The sequence below is a fragment of the bacterium genome (assembly GCA_009926305.1).
GTDB lineage: Bacteria > Bdellovibrionota_C > UBA2361 > UBA2361 > RFPC01 > RFPC01.
The window spans coordinates 1-22,623 of the sequence record RFPC01000030.1 but is presented as its reverse complement, the minus strand read 5'-3'; the positions used below and the strand labels follow the sequence as shown (position 1 = coordinate 22,623).

The 22,623-nt window shown below is 46.3% G+C and carries 21 protein-coding genes and 6 tRNA genes; 11 read left to right on the top strand and 16 right to left on the bottom strand.

Features of this window, described 5'->3' with window-relative positions:
• Nucleotides 1-96: 96 nt before the first annotated feature.
• The 9 genes from rplK to EBR25_06595 all read right to left on the bottom strand — a co-directional run bounded on the left by rplK (nucleotide 97) and on the right by EBR25_06595 (nucleotide 5,078).
• Nucleotides 97-525 (bottom strand): 50S ribosomal protein L11, encoded by a 429-nt coding sequence (gene rplK, locus EBR25_06635; GenBank protein ID NBW40666.1) that lies wholly within the window; start codon nucleotides 523-525, stop codon nucleotides 97-99.
• Nucleotides 526-644: 119 nt separating this feature from the next.
• Nucleotides 645-1,508, bottom strand: coding sequence for a transcription termination/antitermination protein NusG (gene nusG / locus EBR25_06630; GenBank protein NBW40665.1), 864 nt, complete (start codon nucleotides 1,506-1,508; stop codon nucleotides 645-647).
• 231 nt (nucleotides 1,509-1,739) lie between these two features.
• Nucleotides 1,740-2,081, bottom strand: coding sequence for a preprotein translocase subunit SecE (gene secE / locus EBR25_06625; protein ID NBW40664.1), 342 nt, complete (start codon nucleotides 2,079-2,081; stop codon nucleotides 1,740-1,742).
• Nucleotides 2,082-2,488: 407 nt separating this feature from the next.
• Nucleotides 2,489-2,561, bottom strand: a tRNA-Thr gene (locus EBR25_06620).
• Nucleotides 2,562-2,709: 148 nt separating this feature from the next.
• Nucleotides 2,710-2,792 (bottom strand) — tRNA-Tyr (locus EBR25_06615).
• 195 nt (nucleotides 2,793-2,987) lie between these two features.
• Nucleotides 2,988-3,063: transfer RNA gene (locus EBR25_06610), tRNA-Gly, on the bottom strand.
• 209 nt (nucleotides 3,064-3,272) lie between these two features.
• Nucleotides 3,273-3,345, bottom strand: a tRNA-Trp gene (locus EBR25_06605).
• A 125-nt stretch (nucleotides 3,346-3,470) separates the two neighbouring features.
• Nucleotides 3,471-3,543: transfer RNA gene (locus EBR25_06600), tRNA-Thr, on the bottom strand.
• Between the two features lie 140 nt (nucleotides 3,544-3,683).
• The gene (locus EBR25_06595; protein NBW40663.1) at nucleotides 3,684-5,078 is read right to left on the bottom strand and encodes an asparagine--tRNA ligase; all 1,395 of its coding nucleotides are present in this window, start codon (nucleotides 5,076-5,078) and stop codon (nucleotides 3,684-3,686) included.
• Between the two features lie 208 nt (nucleotides 5,079-5,286).
• On the opposite strand from EBR25_06595, the gene EBR25_06590 reads away from it, so the two are divergent.
• Nucleotides 5,287-5,361: transfer RNA gene (locus EBR25_06590), tRNA-Pro, on the top strand.
• Nucleotides 5,362-5,611: 250 nt separating this feature from the next.
• Complete coding sequence (locus EBR25_06585; protein NBW40662.1) at nucleotides 5,612-6,454, top strand: hypothetical protein; 843 nt, start codon at nucleotides 5,612-5,614, stop codon at nucleotides 6,452-6,454.
• A gap of 92 nt (nucleotides 6,455-6,546) precedes the next feature.
• Here the strand turns inward: EBR25_06585 and EBR25_06580 are convergent, their stop codons facing one another.
• The 3 genes from EBR25_06580 to EBR25_06570 all read right to left on the bottom strand — a co-directional run bounded on the left by EBR25_06580 (nucleotide 6,547) and on the right by EBR25_06570 (nucleotide 9,320).
• Nucleotides 6,547-7,200 carry a hypothetical protein gene (locus EBR25_06580; GenBank protein NBW40661.1) on the bottom strand — a complete coding sequence of 218 codons (654 nt, stop codon included), beginning with the start codon at nucleotides 7,198-7,200 and terminating at the stop codon, nucleotides 6,547-6,549.
• Nucleotides 7,201-7,279: 79 nt separating this feature from the next.
• A complete protein-coding gene (locus tag EBR25_06575) occupies nucleotides 7,280-7,807 on the bottom strand; it encodes a CBS domain-containing protein (protein ID NBW40660.1) in 528 nt (175 codons plus the stop codon).
• On the bottom strand, nucleotides 7,785-9,320 hold the full coding sequence (locus EBR25_06570; GenBank protein ID NBW40659.1) for a DUF342 domain-containing protein: 1,536 nt from the start codon (nucleotides 9,318-9,320) through the stop codon (nucleotides 7,785-7,787). Before EBR25_06570 ends, EBR25_06575 begins: the two co-directional genes overlap by 23 nt.
• A 261-nt stretch (nucleotides 9,321-9,581) precedes the next feature.
• On the opposite strand from EBR25_06570, the gene EBR25_06565 reads away from it, so the two are divergent.
• The 6 genes from EBR25_06565 to EBR25_06540 all read left to right on the top strand — a co-directional run bounded on the left by EBR25_06565 (nucleotide 9,582) and on the right by EBR25_06540 (nucleotide 16,755).
• Nucleotides 9,582-10,901: a sodium:proton antiporter gene (locus EBR25_06565; protein NBW40658.1), complete on the top strand. Its 1,320-nt coding sequence runs from the start codon at nucleotides 9,582-9,584 to the stop codon at nucleotides 10,899-10,901.
• 272 nt (nucleotides 10,902-11,173) lie between these two features.
• Nucleotides 11,174-11,941: a flagellar motor protein PomA gene (locus tag EBR25_06560; protein ID NBW40657.1), complete on the top strand. Its 768-nt coding sequence runs from the start codon at nucleotides 11,174-11,176 to the stop codon at nucleotides 11,939-11,941.
• Between the two features lie 15 nt (nucleotides 11,942-11,956).
• Entirely contained in the window at nucleotides 11,957-13,324 is a 1,368-nt protein-coding gene (locus tag EBR25_06555) for a hypothetical protein (GenBank protein ID NBW40656.1), read from the top strand.
• A gap of 188 nt (nucleotides 13,325-13,512) precedes the next feature.
• Nucleotides 13,513-15,012, top strand: coding sequence for a sigma-70 family RNA polymerase sigma factor (locus EBR25_06550; GenBank protein ID NBW40655.1), 1,500 nt, complete (start codon nucleotides 13,513-13,515; stop codon nucleotides 15,010-15,012).
• A gap of 57 nt (nucleotides 15,013-15,069) precedes the next feature.
• Nucleotides 15,070-15,423, top strand: a complete 354-nt coding sequence (locus tag EBR25_06545; GenBank protein ID NBW40654.1) for a hypothetical protein — start codon at nucleotides 15,070-15,072, stop codon at nucleotides 15,421-15,423.
• A gap of 183 nt (nucleotides 15,424-15,606) precedes the next feature.
• On the top strand, nucleotides 15,607-16,755 hold the full coding sequence (locus EBR25_06540) for a hypothetical protein (GenBank protein ID NBW40653.1): 1,149 nt from the start codon (nucleotides 15,607-15,609) through the stop codon (nucleotides 16,753-16,755).
• A 47-nt stretch (nucleotides 16,756-16,802) separates the two neighbouring features.
• Here EBR25_06540 and EBR25_06535 read toward each other — a convergent pair whose 3' ends face one another.
• A complete protein-coding gene (locus tag EBR25_06535; protein NBW40652.1) occupies nucleotides 16,803-17,303 on the bottom strand; it encodes a hypothetical protein in 501 nt (166 codons plus the stop codon).
• Nucleotides 17,284-17,529 carry a hypothetical protein gene (locus tag EBR25_06530; GenBank protein NBW40651.1) on the bottom strand — a complete coding sequence of 82 codons (246 nt, stop codon included), beginning with the start codon at nucleotides 17,527-17,529 and terminating at the stop codon, nucleotides 17,284-17,286. The genes EBR25_06535 and EBR25_06530 overlap by 20 nt, the downstream gene beginning before the upstream one ends.
• A 199-nt stretch (nucleotides 17,530-17,728) precedes the next feature.
• Between EBR25_06530 and EBR25_06525 the strand changes: the two genes are divergently transcribed.
• On the top strand, nucleotides 17,729-18,145 hold the full coding sequence (locus tag EBR25_06525) for a hypothetical protein (protein ID NBW40650.1): 417 nt from the start codon (nucleotides 17,729-17,731) through the stop codon (nucleotides 18,143-18,145).
• 63 nt (nucleotides 18,146-18,208) lie between these two features.
• Here the strand turns inward: EBR25_06525 and EBR25_06520 are convergent, their stop codons facing one another.
• On the bottom strand, nucleotides 18,209-19,720 hold the full coding sequence (locus EBR25_06520; GenBank protein NBW40649.1) for an ATP-binding protein: 1,512 nt from the start codon (nucleotides 19,718-19,720) through the stop codon (nucleotides 18,209-18,211).
• A gap of 222 nt (nucleotides 19,721-19,942) precedes the next feature.
• Between EBR25_06520 and EBR25_06515 the strand changes: the two genes are divergently transcribed.
• Together EBR25_06515 and EBR25_06510 are read left to right on the top strand one after the other, a co-directional pair.
• Nucleotides 19,943-20,656 carry a hypothetical protein gene (locus EBR25_06515; GenBank protein ID NBW40648.1) on the top strand — a complete coding sequence of 238 codons (714 nt, stop codon included), beginning with the start codon at nucleotides 19,943-19,945 and terminating at the stop codon, nucleotides 20,654-20,656.
• Between the two features lie 83 nt (nucleotides 20,657-20,739).
• Nucleotides 20,740-22,275, top strand: a complete 1,536-nt coding sequence (locus tag EBR25_06510) for a hypothetical protein (protein ID NBW40647.1) — start codon at nucleotides 20,740-20,742, stop codon at nucleotides 22,273-22,275.
• 80 nt (nucleotides 22,276-22,355) lie between these two features.
• Here EBR25_06510 and EBR25_06505 read toward each other — a convergent pair.
• On the bottom strand, nucleotides 22,356-22,623 hold a 268-nt coding region (locus tag EBR25_06505; protein ID NBW40646.1), incomplete at its 5' end, for a hypothetical protein.

Genomic DNA, 22,623 nt, shown 5'->3' with positions numbered 1-22,623 from the left:
TTTTCTTGCCTCTTCGAAAACTTGTTTCTGATCTTTTACCACCTAAAGGGCATTCTTCCTGAGCTCCACTATCCGCTCAGCGCAAACAATCCTGCTCTACGCCTCCAGAACGTCCACTCCCATGCTACGGCAACTCCCCATTACAATCTTACACGCTTGGTCGATGTCTTTTGTGTTGAGATCTGCCATCTTCTTCTCGGCGATTTCCTTCACCTGCTCCATCGAGATTTTTCCAACCTTGTCCCGGTTTGGAACACCAGACCCCTTCTTCAACTTCAGTGCCTGCTTAATAAGAAAAGACATCGGCGGTTGCTTGAGTTCAAAATTGAAAGAACGGTCCTTGTACACCGTAAGAACTACTGGAAGGATATCTCCTGCCTGCTTTTGAGTCCGTGCATTGAACTGCTTACAAAAATCCATAATGTTCACGCCGGCCTGACCCAAGACTGGTCCTATTGGCGGCGCCGGGTTTGCTTGACCCGCTGGAACCTGCAGCTTCACTACGGTTTGAATTTCCTTTGCCATTTCCTCTTCCTCGCTCTCTCAAACATTTCCTTTCACTCTACAAAGATACACATGAAATCACATCAACGCGCATCTTAGGAGGAAGCTCTTTGAGCTTCTCTTTTAAGGAACTTAAAATACTATGCTTTCTCTACCTGGATGAAATCGAGCTCAACAGGGGTAGCACGCCCGAAAATGCTAATCAACACCTTCACCTTACCTTTTTCTGGCTTCACCTCTTCTACCGTTCCGCTAAAATCCGTAAACGGTCCATCCACCACCTTTACGGTCTCACCTTCAGAGAAGCTCAGCTTCGCCTTAGGCGCCGCAACTCCTTCTTCAACCTGTTGAACTATCCTTTCTACTTCCTCAGGGCTTAGTGGCTGCGGATCTGTTTCATCCCCAATAAATCCAGAGACTTTTGGAGTTTCTTTGATGAGGTGCCACGTATCTCTGTTGAGCTCCATCTGAACCAGCACATAGCCTGGAAAGAACTTCCTGGTAGAGGTCTTTTTCTGGCCACGCACAAGCTCAACCACTGTCTCCTCAGGAACTCGCACCTCGCCAAAAAAATCTTCCATTGCGTTGGAACGAATCCGCTCCTCTAGAGCTCTTTTCACCTTATGCTCGAAGCCAACATAGGCTTGCACAACATACCAGTTAAAATCTTTTTGGGAGTTGGAGGACCCTTCAATCTCTTGGACTTCCTCACTCACTTCATCTTGACCTGCCTCAGCTTCTGGAGACTGAAGTTCATCGGCGCCAGACTGAGCTTCACTCGCGCTATCATTGCCAGCGCTATCATTAGGAGCACTTTCAGAACTGGACTCCGAAGACGATTCCACTGCAGACGATTCCACTACCTCCTCGTTCTCCACCACGGAAGACACTTCATCTTCTCCAGTGAGCCCGTCTCCAGTGAGCCCGTCTCCAGTGAGCCCGTCACGAGCCTCTAGCCCGACCTCTTCATCGACCTGCAATGCTTTATTCTCGTGTGAATCCATGACAACTCTCTCAATCGGCGGATGATTCTTTCCATCCACAACTTCCACAAGAGGACCGCTACTCCTACCTCCTACGCTGCAGGTAGCCGCAATGCCTCGCTATAAACTTCTCGAATAACTCGCCCTACCCCTAGAAACCAATCCACTAATCAGCAAACCCATCAGAGAACTTCGCTACAACTCTACAGCCGCCTAAACTCTACAGCCGCCTAAACTCTACAGCCGCACACGCTATCCTAACACGCTCTCCATGAGATTACCGAAAAGGAAGTCGAGCAAAAACAAACACAATGCGACAAACACCATGATAATGATCGTTACGATCGTCGCTTGCACTGTTTCCTGCTTGGTCGGCGTCGTTACTTTCTTGAGCTCATCGATGCTCTCTCGAAAGAATGAAGCGGACTGACCCATTACTCCCTCGCCACCAGACGAGCGTGGGCTCACTGAGCGCTCCGCTTTGGCTTTCTTTACAGACGACTTGCTCGATGACCCACCGGTATCTTTCGCGGCTTTAGATTTGTTGAAAGCCTTTGATTTACCAGCGTTCACGCTGCCTGTCTTTGAAGCCAAAACTCACCTCCTATTAAGGAATCTAGAACGGCGCAAGGTATCAAAAATATTTACGAGAAGCAATTTAAGCCACAAAATGAATATGAATTGATGAAAAGCACCAGTCGGTGGCAGGTATCCTACCGTGGGGCAAGCCAAAAGGGAGCTTGTTCGCCATAACCTATTGTTATAACTTGTCTATTTTACCCTTCGTCTTTGATGTTGAAGGGCGCTCTGACTGTAAAGAGGGGAAATTCAACAAGCATATTGGTTTCCAGAGGCTCCTCTCTTCCCTCTGCTGAACGACGTAATACCCATCAGCCACAAGCACGACGAGGGCCAAGGCTGAGCGAAGGCGATGCTGAAAGGATGGACCAGAAGAGACGATATATTCAGGGGGATAAGATAAGGGGATAAGATAAAAGGAAAGCTGGCAGTGGGACTTGAACCCGCAACCTACTGATTACAAATCAGTTGCTCTACCAATTGAGCTATGCCAGCACGAAAGACCAATCTTTATAAAACCACACTTTGATAAAACCACAGCTGAAAAATCTATCGCAGAGCTCCTACGTGTGGTGGCTCTTAACGACACCTCTTCTTAACGCAAAGATTTCTTAACGCAAAGATAAGGTCTGCGACCTTCATTTGGTGGGAGTAGGATTCGAACCTACGTACGCTTGCGCGAGCAGATTTACAGTCTGCCTCCTTTAGCCACTCGGACATCCCACCTTATTGTGTCGGCCACAATTCTATCGAGGTGCGAAATTTCACCCTATCAGTTACTCACCCTATCAGCCACTCGACGTATCAGAGTTCGACAAGCCATAGGGCGAAACAAAAAAATAGGGCAAAGCTAAAAAAATATGGCAAAGCCAAAAAAATATGGCAAAGCCAAAAGAATAGGGCAAAACCAAAACAAAAAAATGGAGCGGGAGACGAGGTTCGAACTCGCGACCCTCAGCTTGGAAGGCTGATGCTCTACCAACTGAGCTACTCCCGCCCCTAACGTTATAACTTTCAAACGGTTCCCCGTCTGAGCGCTACCCCGTAACCTTCCCTAAATCCCCAAGAAAAATCAACTGGAGCCCTAAAAAACACAGGAGCCCTAAAAAAACACGGGGACTACCCGAAATTTCACGGGGACTACCCGAAATTTCACTGCTTACTCCTGACCCCGGGCTTTCGCGAGCAAAAATCGAGGGAATTATTCACGCCAGGAGGGACTCGAACCCCCAACCCTCGGATTTGGAATCCGATGCTCTACCAATTGAGCCACTGGCGTCTATTTTTCGCTCTTGAATCCCTAATTCTTCAAACCTGATGTTCCCACTGCGCCCTTCAGAATCTCTTTAAGCAGCAATTCCTTCTAACAGAGTGAGAACTTCTCGTAACAACTCACGTTCTATAAGCCCACGACGGAACTCGAATCCGTGACCTCTTCCTTACCAAGGAAGTGCTCTACCAACTGAGCTACGTGGGCACAAACACAAAACCCTAAGACTCGGAAGATATACAAATTGGGGTCCATCGAACAAGGTCACACCACGGAAAATCTGTGCTTATTCTGAATTTGGAGCGTACCCCAGCACCAGGCTCAGCAAAAAAGAGGCTTTTAGCCGGCTATCCCCTCGCGTGTCCTGGATAACGTGGAAATGGGATAACGTCTCTTATATTCTGCATGCCAGTAAAGTACATAATCAACCGCTCAAATCCGAGCCCGAATCCACTATGTGGCACGGAGCCAAACCGCCTCAGATCGAGATACCAGGCCAATTCCTCGGTCGAGATTCCCATAGCCATCATACGAGACTCCAATCGATCGAGTCGTTCCTCGCGCTGCGAACCACCGATAAGCTCCCCCAAACGCGGAACTAAAAGATCCATTGCTGCCACTGTTTCCCGTTCATCATCATTTTGTCTCATGTAAAACGCTTTAATTGATGCTGGGTAATTCACGACAAAAACGGGCTTCTGAACATGCTGCTCAGTAAGGTATCGCTCGTGCTCTGCTTGCAGGTCCATCCCCCATTGAACAGGAAACTCAAAACGCTGCTCCGCATTTTCAAGCACTCGAATAGCCTCTGAATACTCCATGACTACGTATTCACTCTCGGAGAGAAACTGGAGGAGCTCTACGAGATCATAGTCAACCCATTCACGGGCAGCGAGAAATGCGAGATCATGTTCGCAGCGTTCTAGGACTGCCTTTGCCAGTGTGGTAACGAATTCATGTGCAAGGGAGATGTTTCCATCAAGATCGCAGAATGCCATCTCAGGTTCTATCATCCAAAATTCAGCAAGATGCCGAGTAGTATTAGAATTCTCAGAGCGAAATGTTGGTCCAAAAGTGTAGCAATCAGTATGCGAGAGAGCAAAAACCTCTGCCTCTAGCTGTCCCGATACCGACAAGCCAGACTTTTCTCCGAAGAAATCTTTGGAATAATCTATTGAACGTCCTTCAAAACTCGGATTATCAATTTCCAAGGTAGTAACACGGAACACTTCCCCCGCCCCCTCGCAATCGGAAGTGGTAATGATTGGTGAATGCAAGTGGAGGAATCCTCTCTGTTGAAAGAACTCATGTACCGCAAAAGAAAGTGCTGAACGTATTCGAAATACAGCGCCCAGGGTATTTGAACGAGATCTGAGCTGAAGATGCTCGCGTAAAAACTCTAAAGTGTGTCCCTTTTTCTGAAGAGGATATTTTTCTGCATCGGCTGAGCCGATGAGTTCTATTGAGCTTACTTCTAATTCGAATCGCTGTCCCTTCGCCGGCGACTCTCTTAACTCGCCCGAAACCCTTACTGATGATCCCGTTGTGATCTCCTGGGCTACCGCTGAATAACTTTCAAGAGCAGGAGAGAGAACGAGTTGCAGTCCGGCTACACTAGAACCATCCGTGAGCTCAATGAAAGAAACGTTCTTTGACTGCCGATGAGTCTTTACCCAGCCAGAAAAAGAGTATTGTCCCGGAGGCAAGTCTCCCTGATGGATATGTTGAATTCTCTGTTTCACTCCTCTCCCCTATGTCAGCACTCGTTTCACCCCATGCCTTCGTCAGGAGAGTATGCTCTCCGCCAAAGAGCAGCAAGAGAAACTCCCGAAAAGTGATCTAAAAAGGTATTCAGTAGGGGGAGAAAGTGGATATTCAGGCTCTTTCATCAGATAGCTTGCTTCTGACGCCTCGACTGCGCTAAAAACAGGGGCTTAAGAAGTTTACCTACGGGGTGTAGCTCAGCCTGGTTAGAGCGCTAGTTTTGGGAACTAGAAGTCGGAGGTTCGAATCCTCTCACCCCGATTCCTATTGCTTTCTTTATTCCTGTTGCTTTCTCTTCTGTTTGCTTTCTCTTCTATTTGCTTTCTTTTCTGTTATCACCTCTTTTCTCTACTCACCCTTTTGTCCATTCACCCTTTTGTCTATATCACCATTGCCTGCCATATCCTCTTTCTGCCGCCTGCTCACCATATAAGCCCTTCACCGCCCCCTTCCTGCGTCCGAACTATCTCTGCCCCTTTCGTGTTCCATTCATTCGCGATATTTTATTTCTATGGCTAAGAAAAATACCATCATAACCCTAGGAGCTGCGCTGTGTGTCCTCCTCGTGATTCAACTCACCATGAACTTCTCCGGGAACAACGCGCCGTCATTCCGTGAAGCACTAGAACAGAAACTTGCGACTCGAAGCGATATCGATGATAGACGAAAAGAGGTGCTGCGCATTCAACTCTCCGTCAGAGACTGGATGTCTAAACACAACAACACTCCGCCACATCGGTTACAACAACTCGTGCCAGAATATTTTGAGATGGTGCCTACTGATCCGATTACTGGAAAAGCTTTTTCGTATATGATCAAGGATGAAGACTTTTCTATCGGTGAGCCCCTTTCAGAAGAAACACCAGTTGCAACTTCCACGAACCCTCCACAGCAGAAAACAAACGAAATACCAGGGGCAACAACCCTGATAGCTTCAACTGCTGAAAAAGAAGATTACATATATGACCCAGAGGGAAAGCGAGATCCCTTCCTTGCATTCGACTTTAGTCCCTCCCAGAACCTCGATGGGAGGACAGAATTAGAACAATTCGAGATTGGACAACTACGACTTACGGCGACTTTAGAAGGACTCGGGGAACCAAAAGCAATCGTAGAATCCAGCACTGGTAAGGGCTTCACTGTTACTGTTGGAACGAGAATTGGCCCGAACAATGGAGAAGTGGTTCAAATCCTCAAGGATCGTCTTATTATTGTAGAGAGTGAAACCGACTTTACGGGTGAAACAAAAATGAATACGATTGAAATGCTGCTCAGACTCCCAGGGCAAGGTCGGAATCAGGGCTCACGGAAGACCAAAACGAGAGACTCCTCCCGAAAAGCCTCCTTTCGTTGAGCCAGAATCAATTAAGACTCGTACCGCATTAGGGTTAGGAATCGCAAACAAAGTCCGCATACTGCTTTCAAGGCCCTGAAGCACTTACACCCTTATGCAGAGTAGAGATTCTTGACCGCTTCAGGACCTGCTCGAAGCACAAGTTCATTTCGAAAGCGCATAAAGTCTATCAACTTGATGAGTCGAGCCTTCTCAGTAGCCGCATTCAAAAGCTCTTGTCTCTCGAAAACATCGAGTCGAATAAGCGCGCCAATTCGAAAAGCTCGCACATGCGCCTCATCCGGTACGGCCATCTCTACATTAATATTCGTTAAAAACTTCTCAAACTCCTCTCTCGCTACCTCTCTCAATCGCTTAGGTGGCTGACCACCATCTTCTCCCCATCGGACATGTGCTCGAGGGAAATCCTGGTCTGGAAGCTCCTGCATTAATTCAAAGAGTCGAATCCCCTTTGTTAAAATGTCTAACCGTCCATCTTCATATCTTTGAAGCACCGCTTGAATCTCGACGGTGCATCCCCATTGTGCGGAATTCTTGCCTGTGAGTAGAACCCCAAAGTGATGACTATCTCGGGTCTCATCCTCTTCAAACAGCGGAACCTCAGCAAGACAAAACCGAAGCAACTTTTGATAGCGTTCTTCATATATATGGAGAGGTAAAAGCTCGCCAGGAAATACATTCCCCCCCAATCGAAAAAGCGGGATGACAGAGTGTTCTCCACTCAGAAATGGTCTTTTGGAGCTCATACTCCATTATCTCTCGATACCCTGCTTGAGAGCAAGCTGATTACCTGCCACTCATCGGTGCCAGATATCACTCCGCTGCTTAACCAACGGACATCAGGCTCTCAAAGATCTCATTGGAGAGGTAATCAACGATATTTTTTATGGAGACCATGCCGACTGGAATGTTTGCATCATCAACAATTGGAAGGTGCCTGAAGCCACCCTGAGACATTAAAGTAAGTGCAAATGCTATTGTTTCATCGAGAGCAATACTAATAGGCTCTCTGGTCATAAACTCTGAAACCAAATTCGCACCCGTTATCCCTTTCTCATAAATCTTAAGCACGTAGTCCCGCTCACTAAATATCCCAGCGAGTTCTCCAAGTTCATTAATTACGATGACACAACCAATTTTATTGTCCTGGAGAATGCGCATTACATTATCAAGGGAGGCATCCTCTCGTACCGATATCGGCTCCGGAGGATCAAGAAGGGAAACGCTAGAGCAGAGAAACCCTCTATCCATAGGCATGGAATCTTGCAGGCACTGCATTCGAAGTGCTTTCTGGAGCTCTTCTCCAAGCTTCTCAATGCTTTTCTCAGATTTACTCATTTCCCATCTCCTCATCACTAAAGGCAGGACTGACTTCTTCAAAGTCCTTTACTTCAAACTCCTCACTCACTGCTTCAAAACAGATTGAGATCGGGCCCTTTAAGCTCTCTTTAACCTCGAATTTTTTTTCATTCACTATCAGCCGCACCCGCGGATGGAAGGCTCTATTCACTGAAACAATGCTATTGGTTTCGGGTATTGCCTCGCTTAACATAAGCTCTCTTTTCTCGTTTAGTCCTTCCAGGCTCTTCTCAACTCTTTCTCTCTTTGTGAGCAAGGTCTCGAGTTTTGGTCTCAGTTGTGGAGAGAGAAGCTGAATACGAGCGGGGTTTCTCGCATAAGGCCCAAGATGCGCTTCTATCAGTTCAAGCCCCTTTTGATGCTCCTCAATTCTCACTAGTAACATTTGGTATTCCTCAGAAACCTCAATATCACTCCCGAGAAGCATTTCTGTCTTAATCTCCTCTTTGCTCCCAAATTCCCCTACTACGGCCCCTGCAACTATAAAGCTTTTCCCTCCCAAAATCTGGGCTTTAGGCGCTTGGAGCGTTGAGGTCGTTCGAATAGTCGTATTACGGGCCTCTTCCTTAATAAAAACATCACCCCTCGCATCAATGGTAGCGCTTTGTATGGACTTTACCGAAACATCTTTCCGAGAAACGATCCTTCCAGTCCCTTCCCCAAAGAATCGGCCAACAATCTCAACTGGACCATTCAAAGAGCGCAGTTCTGTTCGATTTACAGAACCGCCGATCTTAATCCCTTTATCTGCTGATATTCCATATCCTGCAAGAACATCTCCTTTAATATGCACCGATCCGATAAAATCGATATTCCCAAATTCTGCATTGAGGTCCCCTGGAACTACGAATTCTTCTTTGATCGCCAGCCGAGAATCTTGCACTTCTAAATAGCCATCCACTTGAGCGATGACTCTATCATAGCCGAGCCCCTCTGCTGCTCCTGATTCTTGAATGAGCGAGTTCTTGTCAAGAGTAACCTTAACGGGATCTCCAGGAGCTGCTGGGAGTCCCTTTCCAAAAACATTGACCCCAGGAAGACCTTCCTTTGGATGATAAATTCGGGCAACAGCGTCCCCGATATGAATGTTTTCAAAGAGGCTAAGATCTCTTAATGATACCGATACATCCTCATCTTCAGCGGGATCTCTGTGCGGATCCTTTGATAAACGCCTCTTTAGATAAACGATTTTACCATTCGCTCCTTTCTTTGGAAGAACGCCTTTAGCGATACGCCGTTGCTGAACGAGCGTATGTTGCTTGAGCCCTCGGGCAACATCCTTTAACACATCTTGATCAAGATACTGCGGGTCAAGATACTGAAGCACCATCTTCTCAAGGTGTTCAAATGATACATTTTCAATGACAGTAAATCGCTCAACGTCAATAAAGAGCTTCGTATCTTGCTCCTCCGCGAAGGCTTTGAGATGAAAAAATTCATCTTTGATTTCGAAAACGGGCTTTGCCATTGCTTGTTCTCTCACCCTCCTCTTTGGGGAGATGCACATAGAGCACTACGCGATCTTCTTAATGAAGAATCTCACAGCCTCTCCTTTTATCATACCGCATAAGTACGGTCTCAGCCCAGATCTGAAAAAGTCAGCCAAACAGTATACGTCTTTTTCGTAGTGCGAAGAGAAATAACTCTTTTTTTAAAAAAAGTTCAACTACGTCTTAGGTTTCTTCTCTCACCTGTCGAATCCCTCAGCAGTTCATGTTTGTACCTCGAACGACCCCGTTCAGGGCAGTAACAAATGGGGAGGTTGTAGATGTCTGAAGTTGTTCATGGAAAGCGTGGTCCAATTGCAATCCTGCAAGAGTTTTCAATACCACTGATTGCCGGAGTTCTCGCCGCTGTTGCCTGGGCCAACCTAGATCACCACAGTTATCACGATATAATGCACTGGTCCCCGTTTGGCCACGAGAGTCATTTTAATTTTCATTTTTTGATGAATGATTTATTCATGGCGCTCTTCTTTGGAATTGCAGCAAAGGAGATCACCGAAAGTTGTCTTCCCGGAGGAGCACTTAATCCCCCAAAGAAAGCAATTAACCCACTGCTTGGAACAATTGGTGGGGTCGTCGGTCCTGTCGGAGTTTATTTTCTTATCGTTGCGATGACTGGTGATTCATCGATTCGAAATGGCTGGGGGATACCAACAGCAACCGATATTGCTCTGGCATGGCTCGTAGCAAGAATGATTTTTGGTAAGGGTCATCCAGCCGTTAGCTTTCTGTTATTGCTCGCTGTTGCAGATGATGGTCTTGGACTCGGCATTATTGCCATCTTTTATCCAGATCCACACCATCCAGTTAACCCAGCGTGGCTCGGACTTGTCGGAGCAGGCATGGCAGCAGCCTACGGTATGCGCCGAGCCAAAGTGCACAGTTTTTGGCCCTACTTGATTGCTGGGGGAGCCCTCAGCTGGTGCGGGCTTTACTTCGCACATCTTCATCCGGCCCTAGCGCTGGTTCCAATTATTCCCTTTATGCCAAGTCGTGGACACGATGATGGACTCTTTGCTGAAGGTGAAAGCGAAGCGCACCATGATACGCTGAACAACTTTGAGCATTCCTTCAAACTTCCTGTAGACCTTGGACTTTTTGGATTTGGGCTGGCGAATGCAGGTGTAGAATTTTCATCAATGGGGAACGCAACTGTTGCCGTACTTTTAGCACTCGCTATCGGTAAGACGGGGGGCATCTTCATGTTCTCATGGATCGGTCATAAGTTAGGTTTTCCCCTACCGGCCGGCATGGGATGGCGAAGCCTTATGACCGCGGGTTGTGTGGCAGGACTAGGATTAACCGTAGCATTATTTGTTGCAGGAGTTGCATTCACAGAACCAGGACTTCAAGGAGCCGCAAAAATGGGCGCACTCCTATCTGCTTTCATCGCTCCAATTGCAATGTTTATGGGTCGAGCACTTGGGGTACGCCAAGAGTTTGAACGACTGAGTCGTGAAGAAACTACCATTATCGAAGATATGGACATTGCGTACGAGACGCCAGCAGACGAAGTGCCGGCAGACGAGTACGAGCAACCACAGGTGGCTTCCGGAGAAGAGGAGCAGACTCCCCTTCAGTAATCTCGATAGGGAGTGTAACTCTGTAGCGCTCCTCCATCTGTAATCTATTGATGTGACTGACTTCTCGGTGAAGTCAGTCACCATGAACGGGAATAAAACCACGTTTAATCAACTTGCATGAAATCACCGCTTCTTTCCTAAAGTCTATGACGATTTGTGACGAAAATTACTGGTGAAAACGTAATAGTTTTTCTGATTTGAGTGCGATGAATGCAAAGCATTGAGGGGCAAGTCGCCGCGCGCGCTCTGAATTTAGGTAAGGAGCAAACAGAGTGGATATTGCAACCCTCGTAGGACTAGGGGCCGCCTTCGGTTGTATCTTTTTTGCAATCGCAATCGGCGGTAGTGCACTCGTATTCATTAACGTGCCCTCTCTCATTATCGTAGTAGGAGGAACCATCGGTGTTACCTTCATTAAGTATCCTCTCGCTCACACCTTGAACGCAGTAAAAATCGCTTTTAAAACCTTCTTTCATAAGCCTGAGACGCAAGTAGAACTCATTCAGCTCGGCATCGAGCTTGCTACAATAGCCCGTCGAGATGGACTACTCGGCCTTGAAGGTATTGAAGTTCAAAATGAGTTTCTCGCAAAGGGCATACAGCTCGCAGTTGACGGTCACGACGAGGAGTATGTTGCTCGAATTCTTGCAACAGAGATTAATCAGCAAATTGACCGACACGAGCGTGGCCAGCACTTGTTTAAGGGAATGGGTGACTCTGCTCCTGCAATGGGAATGATCGGTACCCTGATTGGGTTAGTTCAGATGCTATCGAATATGGAAGATCCAAAATCAATCGGACCTGCTATGGCTGTTGCTCTTCTGACAACACTCTATGGAGCGGTCATGGCAAACTGCGCCGCTCTTCCTATCTCGGATAAACTTTCGCATCGGAGCAAAGAGGAAAAAAATAACAGAATGCTCATTCTTGAAGCCGTGAGCGGTGTTCAAAAAGGGATGAGCCCCAAGGTATTAGAAGAAATGCTACTCGTTTATCTACCAGTTACTGAACGAAAAAATATTGCGCTGAATAAAAAATAAATAGGGGATTCAGCGATGGATGAGGATTTAGGCGGAGGTGATGATGATGATGGCGGAGGTGGTGGCGCCCCCGCATGGATGGCAACATTCGCGGACTTAATGTCACTGCTTCTCTGCTTTTTCGTTCTCCTTCTTTCATTCGCAACTCTCGATGAAATTATCTATAAAGAGGTTGGCGGATCGATGAAAAATGCATTTGGGGTTCAATCGAATGTACTCCTGCTACAGCCCGTTCAAGGAAAAAACTTTATAGCAACTGAATTTAGCTCTGGACGTCCAGATCCCAAGATACTCAATGTTCTTCCCCAAGAGAATCTCGACCAAAGAAAGAAGTGGGACAGTCAACAAATTCAACCCGATGCTACCTTTGAAAAAATGACAGCTCAGGACAAAGCGGTAGAGCCACCTTCCGATCCCACAGAAAGTCAGAAAGATAGCGAGAATGAAACAAACGACCAAATTCAGCTCTCAAAGCAAACTTCAGAACAAGAAACGGGAGTGCTCTCAGGCACCCAGTGTGGTCCCATGGATGCAGACCGCTCGGCAACTCTCTCTCATCGAATGAGAGAAGTCGCACAGTTTGCGAATAAAAAGTCAAAAGACCTGGGACGGGAACTAGCCTCGGAAATAGCGAATGGGGAGCTAGAAGTAGAAACCGAGGGGAATACCGTTATTATCCGCGTAGCAGAAGATACATCTTTCGCGCCGGGAAGCGCTAAAACACTGAGCTCCTTTAAGAGTGTCCTCGCTAAAATATCAGAGGTTGTCCAAGAATCTCCTGGCAATGTAGTCGTTGAAGGGCATACTGATAACATTCCGATTTCCCCCGAGAGATTCTCTTCGAATTGGGAACTCTCCTCAAGCAGAGCGGCGAATGTGGTAACGGAACTGATCTCTGGTACCGGTCTTCCCGTAACTCGATTTCAAGTACGGGGTTTTGGTGAAACGAAACCGATTGCTTCAAATGTTACTTCTCTTGGTCGGGCAAAAAATCGTCGTGTTGAGATTATCATTGAATATGATGAGAAGAATCTTGAGCCGATAAAACTCCGCTCTGAAAGAGAAGAAGAAAATCATCTTAAAAACCTAGAGGAGGGTGTCATTACCAATAGGAAAGACATCGCTTCAGTGACTTCCCAACCATCAAATTCACAATTAAAAGAAGCGACCCCTCCGACATCCGCGGAACTTAATACCGTGAGTCCTAACCGAAGACGAGAGTCCAAAGAGTCAACCTCAACGAAACGGCAAGAGGCTCCATCAAAAATTGACCTCTTGAGAGACCTTGAGGGCCTGCCATCTCCCTCCTCATCCCAACCAGAGCAACAAGATCCCGAAAACCCTCCACCAAGCCTGATATTTCAGGATGGATTCTTTGATTAGTTTTCACTGTTCTTGAACTCAAGGTCTTAACTGCCCAATGATATTGCCTTTTCCTCAAGAACTTCGCCTCTCAGGGGCAAAACGCTGATTTTCTTTCATGTCAGTAATCTGATACAAACTTCTGATACTACGTTCTAATCGACAAATCATCGGTTTATGAGGGCCGTTTAACACCATACTCATTGAACATGAATCAAGCCCAAGAACCTACACACCGCCAAGGCGAGTCGAAGAAACTGGAGCGCAAAGAGCCCAGTGCTAACCAAGATATGGATGCTAGTCATGACCTCAATAGCGGCACGCTCCCCTCTGTTGAGTTCCCCACCCCTACTCCGTTCCCTCCTACCTCCAAGGACTCAGAGGCGATTCTTAACGATCCGATCAAGCAGTGTCTTGAACAAACAAAACTCTATCCTCTCTTCTCGCCTGAAGAGGAAAAACAAATTGCGCACGATCTACAAAATGCTCGCACAGCGTTTCAGCAGAAACTGTTTACTTATCCATTCGCCGCCCGACAAGTAGTTCAGCTCTATCAAGATGTACTTGATGGCAATAAGAGAATAGAAAAAGTCATAGACGAACCTGAGCTAGTCCAATTAGGGGGCGCCCGGCACAAGCGGAACACGTTACCCTCCACCATTCGTCAGATTACGGCGCTTTGTGACAAGATAGAGCAGCTATCAGGCATCTCAGCTTCTGGCTCTCCTCAGGTTCCACTCTATCGGAAGAGCCTTTCAAAGATCTTAATGACTAACTCAATTCATGAGACTCACGTAGACGAAATAGCAATCGATACCTGCTCAAAGCTGGTTGCACTTCATAAAGGCGATAATCTCCTTTCTCAGGAAGATGTCAGGAGCTTAGTGACAGGTGAAAAAAAGGCATTTGCATCAGCGCAAAGTCTCTTCAACGCTCGAAATCAATATAGCGAACTGAAGCAAAAACTTGCAGCAGGAAATCAAAGACTCGTGATATCGATCGCAAAACGATATAACAATCCGCATAGTGACTTCATAGATCTGATTCAATACGGGAACCTCGGATTGATGCGCGCCTGTGAGCGGTTTGACGTAAAGCGGAATCTTAAGTTCAGCACCTATGCCACCTGGTGGATTACACAGAGAATCACCCGTGGAATGGCCGAAAGTGCTTCTGTCATCCGTATCCCGCTTAATAGACTACAGGAGCGCTCAAAGATTTTAAAAGCAGAGGAGAAACTCTCAAAGGCCGGAAAAGTTCCATCGCCGGAAGCAATTGCTCAAAAAACAGGTATCAAACCTCAGACGGTCCGAGATCTATCCACCGCATCAAGCCCAGTGAGAAGCATGGATGCTTTAGGCTTGCCTTCAAGAAATGGGATGGTACGCAATTCCCTTACTGATGTACTAGAAGATCCAAACGCCGAAGATCCCACCTCACAAATTAGAAAAAGTGATTTAGAGGAGCTCATTAACACCATGCTCAAAGGACTAAGCACGGTAGAGAGAGAGACGTTGAAGTATCGGTTTGGATTATCTGAATACCCGCAAAAAACCCTGAAACAGCTTGGCGAGGAATTTGGTGACATTCGAGGGAACGGCCGGTCAATTACTCGCGAGCGAGTACGTCAAATTGAAACACGCGCACTTGATAAGCTCAGACGTTCGTTATTGCGTCGCGACCTGGAAAGTTTTACCGAAGACATTTAAAGATATGATGATCTTGAGCCCTTGAGCTCGCGAGAATTTTGCTCGAACTCATGCTACTTGTATTACGAATATGCTATTTGTCAGCAGACCTTCCTGCCCTTTTTTTTACGTGTTTCGCACTCGTCTTTTACATTCTTACAGATAATTGTAGCGGTAGTAGTCGGATTTGGATTCATACGACAAGAACGATATTTCTTTCTTAACTCGCCATCTGTCAGATCAGAGAATGGACCGCCATTACATGCCGTAAAAAAAGCAAGTAATCCAGTTAGAAAAAAGGCAAATCTTAACGATCTCATCGGGGACACGCTTCTCCTTCGACAAAGACTCATTCTTTCGGTTCTGCTAAACACTGGGGGAATCTCTTACTTCTATTCTACAGCAATTCTTGATGCCTCTCCTAGCCCATAGAGTCAAAAAATCATAATGATTCCAATTGCAGACATCTTATTCCGATTCGCTATCTCGAATCACCAACTTTAAAAGCAAAAACTCTAAGTACATAGACCTCTTTTTTGAATGCCTCACCTTTATAAAGCACTCTCTATCCATTAAGAGCCATATCCCTCATAGCGAAATGCGTGGGGGTTAAAAATGAAGTGTTATCTACGAATATTTCCGACATTTTTCTTAGCAATCTTCCTTGTGGTCTTTTCTACGCCAAGCGCCGCTCAAGTTTTAGAAATTGTACCACCAATTGCTGGCAGCCCCGCTGAAACACACAAAGAAAGATCTGAGATTACGATCACATTATCTGCCGATCGATGGCGCTCAGAGTTGATTAATCTTAACGATTATAATCCTTCGACAAATCCTTCTTTAGGCGGAGCGTGTGAAACTCTACATGATAGTTACTGGTCCTATCGTGCTCGGGCTGAACAAGTCAACTCTGCTTTAGCATCAGGCTTCTCCAACCTTACACTTGGTTTGGTTAGTCCCGACCAGTTCATAGAATCTCTGTCTTACACTGCTGAAAGCCACGCAGCCAATGTCTCCCAACAGACTGAAACAGGAGCTCTATTTACGAGCTGCCAAGCCATATCAGCACAAACCTATAGACATAACGGATATTATGAGAGTGACATTAATCGGGAAGAACGAAAGCAAATTTTTAAGGAAGTAGTTCATGTATACGAAGACGCGTTCACGGGACCAATAATAGAGCGACTTGAAAACGAACTCGAAATTCTTGGCAAGAATGCAGTTCGCCACTTACTTACGCTTTGGGGAATAGACAGTCCTCTGGCAGCAAATTTTGAAAAATCTGTGATTGACCCAGAAGGTCAGTTCTTTGAGCTACTCCCGGGGAGACAAAACAACCTTAATATAGAACTAGACCGTTTTTATCTCTTTGCTGAGCTCGAGGAACTAAAGGAGCAAGGATTTTCAGTTTCAACCTCCCTTCCCGAACACTTTAATCCATTGAGCGATCGTATTGACGAGAAAGATATAGCTAAATGGCTGATACAGAGGCTGAACATTGGATGGAAAGCCGATGCCTTGGACGGTGATATGACTTTCGCTGTAGATGTAGGTCCAAACGTTATGGGAGGAGACTCAAGACATACTTCAGGAGTTAAAATGTTCGGAGATTTCAACGTAGAGATTGACTGGAAAAATCCACACCTTTTCTTTGGTTGCGCCACTGACGATCGAATACAGTCAGGAGCGACCGCTACATTGAACTATTGCAATAATAAGGTAGAGGCTGGAGTATTCGTTACGCTGGAGATATTCTTCTAAATTTCAGTCTGCTGGAATAACTATATCGCTGTTATTCCTCCCTATCGCTAAAGACCTTTTACTCGCACAAGTGCCACCAGTGCATCAGTTGCCTTTTGGGGATTACTAAAGACAAACTCTGCTGAGCAGTGATGCTTTAGCTGATCCGCCTTATAAACCGCAATAACTGGATCCTCACTCGGATCGGTATTGTCTGTTAAATAATTCTTGAGTGTCAGATCATCATTATTCGCCTGCACGATCTGCCCCTGACTCTCCTCATATATGCAACCAAACACTATAGGTGTTACCTGATCACTCTCATCCTTCACGTAAGAGCCTTTCTCATGGACTTCCTGTATACGGTTGGACGGAACAGCGCTATAAATAAAATCTTTGCCAAGCAACCCTATCTCTCCTAGCTTCTCTACAAGGTTTTCATCCGTCGGCCATGCTCCAATATTAATGAATTCGACTGGTGCAAGGTCAACGGAATCTCTGTTTGGAGCTTCCCCTGAAGCTGCCAAAGCCTTAGAGCGCTCGTTATTATTATTGATATTTTGAGTCATAAGCTGTTGAGAAGTAAATTTCACTATTGAAAGATAGATGATTCAACGCATTGGATTGATTCGTCGTTCCCTCAAGAAGTATATCATAAACCCACTTCTGGCTCCGCCTACCATGCGGCTTCAGACTCAGGCAACCCATGTGAAACGCTCCTTTCGGAGGCACTTCAATATATGATTTCAGTAGCTTATCCTCTTTCCGTACTCGAGGGTTGGTGCTCCTTCGCACCTTTACCGCACCTGAATAGAGAAATCGCCCATAACTCTTACTGTTCGAGGTACACGCAGGGGAAGTGTTAGACAACCCCTGCTACTACGACAAATCGTGTTCAACTCCAGGGGGATTGAGAAACACATCGTAAGTCGTTTAGAAATGCAAACGATTTCCTTCAAACTCAATCCCTCATATGTATTGGTAAAGAATTATGATGCGTATTGCACTACTCTTCTTTCTCTCATGTTCTCTGATAGTAAATGCTATGCCAGCTTCAGCTCAATGTAGAGGTAAAGCAGGTATCGGCCGAGGAAAAGGGGGCGCACCAATCGGTGAAGAAATGGGATCGAGAATCCTACATCGTAACATGTTAGCGAATCTTGGCAGGTCGATTGTAACTGGCAGCTTTCCTCTTCGTTCACCAGTACCTCAACTGATTCCACAACAGAAAAAAGTATTGAAACAGATCAGCAACAAATTACCGGCAGAAAGTAAGGAACGCTCACAGCTAGACAGTCTAGCAGGCAGGCTTTCAGCAAGACACTTTAAAGCTCTTGCCATTTATTTTGATCGGAAATATCCAAATCAGGAAAAAAGTCCTCCGTTCAAGCCACAACGAGATCAGTTTTAGTGCTCACACCTCGGTTTCTCCTCGTTTATCGAGCATAGGAAAAGCGGGGTATGAGTTCTTTCATCAATGGCCTTGAACATGCTCCCAAATGCGGTCTAAAGCCCGATAGCTCCTGGCTTCATGAAGGTGTTCTTCATCAATCTTTTGACTCCCATTCAGATCTGCAATCGTTCTGGCAGTCCGTAGCAAGCGGACAGTACTTCTTGCACTGAGCAGATTTTTCTGTGTTAAAAGTTCGATGAAGTGCTCCGCTCCAGAATTTAGAAAGGGCTGTAACTCATCGAAATTCAGGGATGCATTCCGCTTAGACTGTCGGCTCAGCTGACTCTCTACAGCTCGAAGCACTCGCTTACGTCTTATACTCTCACTTTTCCTTAAATCAATCTGGTTAGAGGAATTTCGTTGACTCCCTAAAGCAACGGGAGAGGCTTCCACATGGAGATCAATCCGCTCGAGAATGGGTTGAGATAATTTCTTTAGATAACGCGAAACTTCTGACCGGGAGCACAGACATCCATGCCGTTCTTTTGAAAACTTTCCACACGGACATGGATTCATCGCTGCTATCAGCTGAAAGGCTGCTGGATAAACAGTGGTTCCAGCTACTCGAGTAATTGACACCTGCCGGCTCTCAAGAGGAGCACGCAAAGACTCTATGGTACTCCGCCGAAACTCCGGAAGCTCATCAAGAAAAAGAACTCCGCTATGCGCCAAGCTCACCTCACCAGGGCGTAGATCTGCTCCGCCGCCAATGAGTCCAGCTTCAGAGATCACGTGATGGGGGGAACGAAACGGTCTTTCTCCACTGAGATACTGCGTAATCGGTTCACCGATGGAGGATGCTATACGGGCAATCTCAAGAGCCTCCACTCGATCGAGCGGTGGCAAAAGGGAGCCGAACCTCTCAGCCAACATGCTCTTACCGCATCCAGGGGGACCAATCAGCAAGATATTATGGCCGCCAGCCGCTGCTATTTCGAGGGCTCGCTTTACACTTTCTTGTCCATACACATCAGAGAAATCTTTCTGATGCCTGCTCCTAGCAACTCGGCGTTCTTGTCTTACCTCTGCCCTTCCCTCTTTTAATACAGAGCACAGGTCAGATATCGACCGAACAGCGAAGACTTCAATCCCTTCTACGAGTAAAGCTTCTTCTCGATTCTCGTGAGGAACAACTATACGGCGTACCCCTTTTGAAACAGCATAACTCGTAATAGCTGCAATACCACGTACAGGCTTGACCTCGCCCTCGAGCGAAAGCTCGCCAAACATCCAAGTATCTTCCAAGGGTTCCACCTGCTCATTTGAGACTAAGATCGCCCATACCATGGCTAACTCTAGAGCCGAACCGGACTTCTTAACATCTGCTGGAGCTAAGTTTAAAAGAATCTGATCGGGCACACGAAAGTGTTCAGATTGAAGGGCTGATAGTATTCGTTCGCGGGCTTCACGAACAGCGACATCACCTAATCCAATCAAATGAAACTTGGGCTTTCCCAGACTGGTATATGCTTCCACGGCAATCGGTATCACCTCCGCACCGAGCAGAACGGCTGATAGAGACTGACCAATCATAACTCTCCTCTTTTCCTAGGCATTTCTCGTTGCCATGTACCCATGGGCATTCTCCATTATTTGACGAAGTATCTATGATACTTATCGAACCAATAGGGCTGTGAGTTTCGTTCTGGTCTGATTTATGCACCCTTTCCCTCGAAAATAGGGCCATAAGGGCTCTACTACCGATAAATTGAAAAAGAATTACTGAACTCGGAAATAAGTGCCGATAGGACTATTATGATTGGCGATGATACGTGGAGAATTATTCCCCCTGAAGAGAAGCTCGGAATTCTTGCCGCGGCACAAGGTAGAGGCGTCCTGTGGGCCCTGTCCAGTATTATTATCGGAGCGACTCTTGCTATCTCTTTTCAAGTACCGACCGTCCTTTGGACTTCAATTCTGGTAAGCCCACTTATTTTTCAATTTGCTGCAAATCGACGTTGGCGAACTCTGAGACCAAAGGCAATTCTTGAGTACCTTGCTGCGCGTTCTGTTACTCGACGATATGCGTTTGCTATCAAATCTGAGCAGCTTGAGCACGTTCTCATTTTTCGAGGAAAACTTCGGCATGAATCTGAAGATATGTCAGAACTCGACTCGGATGATATCCCAACAGGTAGAGCAAATATAGATGTCTGGATCTCTCTGTTTCCTGATAGCGTGGTGATCATCTCAGAACAGAGAGGGGGAGCTATTCTTGAGTTTGGACACCTTCTCAATTCCCGCTTTTCCGTTGATTCTATAGCAGCAGATGGAAAGCAATACTCTTCACAACTCCAGGTCTTTCTCGAGTATGATGACAGAAACTACGGCAAACATTCAGTATGTCTTACAAGCTCTCACCCTGCTGCTCTTAATATTTTCGAAAAAAAGTTGAAAGAATTGGTAGCGAGTAATCCAGTCGGCTCTAGTGAGGAAGATGAGCTTAGTGCCGATGTCGCTTTTCAATGAGTGAAACACATTTAACCCCTAGACCATTCTGACTCACCTCTTTATTGCTTTCCGATCTCAGAAAGATGTTTTAGGATTTTGAAGTGGAATGGTGTCCTAATAAAAAGACAGATATTGCCCCCTGGGTTGGGCTCCAAAAACTTACGCGAGAAAAAGTTATGCGACTACAGGAACATTCGCAACATTGTAATCGAAAGCAACGGGGAGACATCAATCCCTGGTTTTTTGCTCGGAGACTTACCGTCATGAGAGGGTTGTTTCAAAGCAATACGGCGCAAACTCACAAAGCTCAGCGATGCGCTCAGCGTATTACGACAATGCTCCATGCCATAGCGTGTGCCAGCAAAGTCGCATTGTTTGTAACACTTTTGTCATTACCTATTCATCACAAAGAAGCACTCGGATTAGAACAAGACGCTCTTATCTCATGGGAAGATACAGAATTCTCAGTTTCACTCTCGTATGATCCGCAGAAAGAATTTTTTACGCTCTCGTTGCGTGATCCAAAGGAAATATTTTTCTCGCAAAAGCCGAATCAACATCCCATATCAGTACAACAAAGTGCGACGTCAGTTAGCCTCGTCATTAAAAATCATGAGACACAGAATAAAGCGTTCTCTCCTCTTCCGGATTCAAGCCCATTAGAAAATCTTATTATCCGCGGTGAGAATGGAAAAACGAAAATTACTCTTGTCTTTCGCTCAAATCATCGCCCACGTGCTCGTTGGAATGAAAGCTCTCGTCGCCTTATAGTCGAAGGAAGGGAAGCTGTTCGCTCAGCACAAAGGAGGCTATCCTCTCCTCTTGAGAATCAACGAGCCTCATTACATCTTGATAAAACCCAAGGCGAGAAAATTGCTCGAGTCAAAGAAAGAAAAGAGACCCAACTCGGGGATTCTCAAAATAGGCAGCTCGACCTAGAAGGAACAACGGAAAAGAGACTGCCTATTCAACCAGTAATTCCGACAGCGAAAGCAACCACAATCAATGATAAGAAGGAGCGCGAATCAATCCGTACTCCTATTCAGAAAAAATGGGATGTGCCATCCCCAGTTGCTCCGCTGATGCTAGCTCCCACCCATGCCGACGAAGATGCTAAAGCCGATAACGACGAGACCGCTACGTCCTCTTCCCCTTCAACGCCTGACCCTCGACTATCTGAATCAGACCCAGCTCCTATACAAGCTGCAAGAGCAGGAGTTACTGAGAAAAACATCTTGCCAACGGTCACCTTAGACAACAATTCAATGCCGTCCACCCCTGAAAGATTGGTACGGCCTGCATCCCAACAAGTCTTAACCAAAATACAATTTGGAACGAATCCCGAAGACCCTGTTTTGCGACTTGAGACAACTCAGTGGCCTGAGTATCAAGTTCAATCGCTCTCACCGTCGCACTTTGCGGTTACAATCAAAAACGCCCGCTTGGGAGCTGCAAGCCTCGCGCTCCCCTCTTATGCTCCAATGAACAACGCTGGACTACTCTACACAAAAGCTAAACAGAATGGCCGCGACCTCAAAATAGACATCTTTACTGAGTATGGAGCGCCAAAACTTCACTCTCAAGCAACAGACAAGGCTCTCATCTTTCTCGGGATCAGTCAGAACTCTTCACGGTAATCCCTAAGACTTCAGATCTCTCTTCCGTCAGCTTCCCAATAATGTTCGGCTCAATAATGATCGATTCTGTCGTACCAGTATTAGTACGAGTAGGTATCTCGTGAACGCTGACGCTTTAATTCTTCAATTTCTCGTTGCTGTTGCCTTAACTGCTCTTCTTGGCGACGAAGCCTCTCTTCTCGTTCAGCATCAGCTGCATCAGTCTTATCGGCTTCGTTTCCGATAACACCGCCGGTAATCGCTCCAAGACCACCACCAATCGCTGTTCCTACTCCTGCATGACCCGTTGCAGCTCCTATAATAGCTCCAAGACCTGCACCAGCAGCCGCCCCACCGACTACTCCTCTT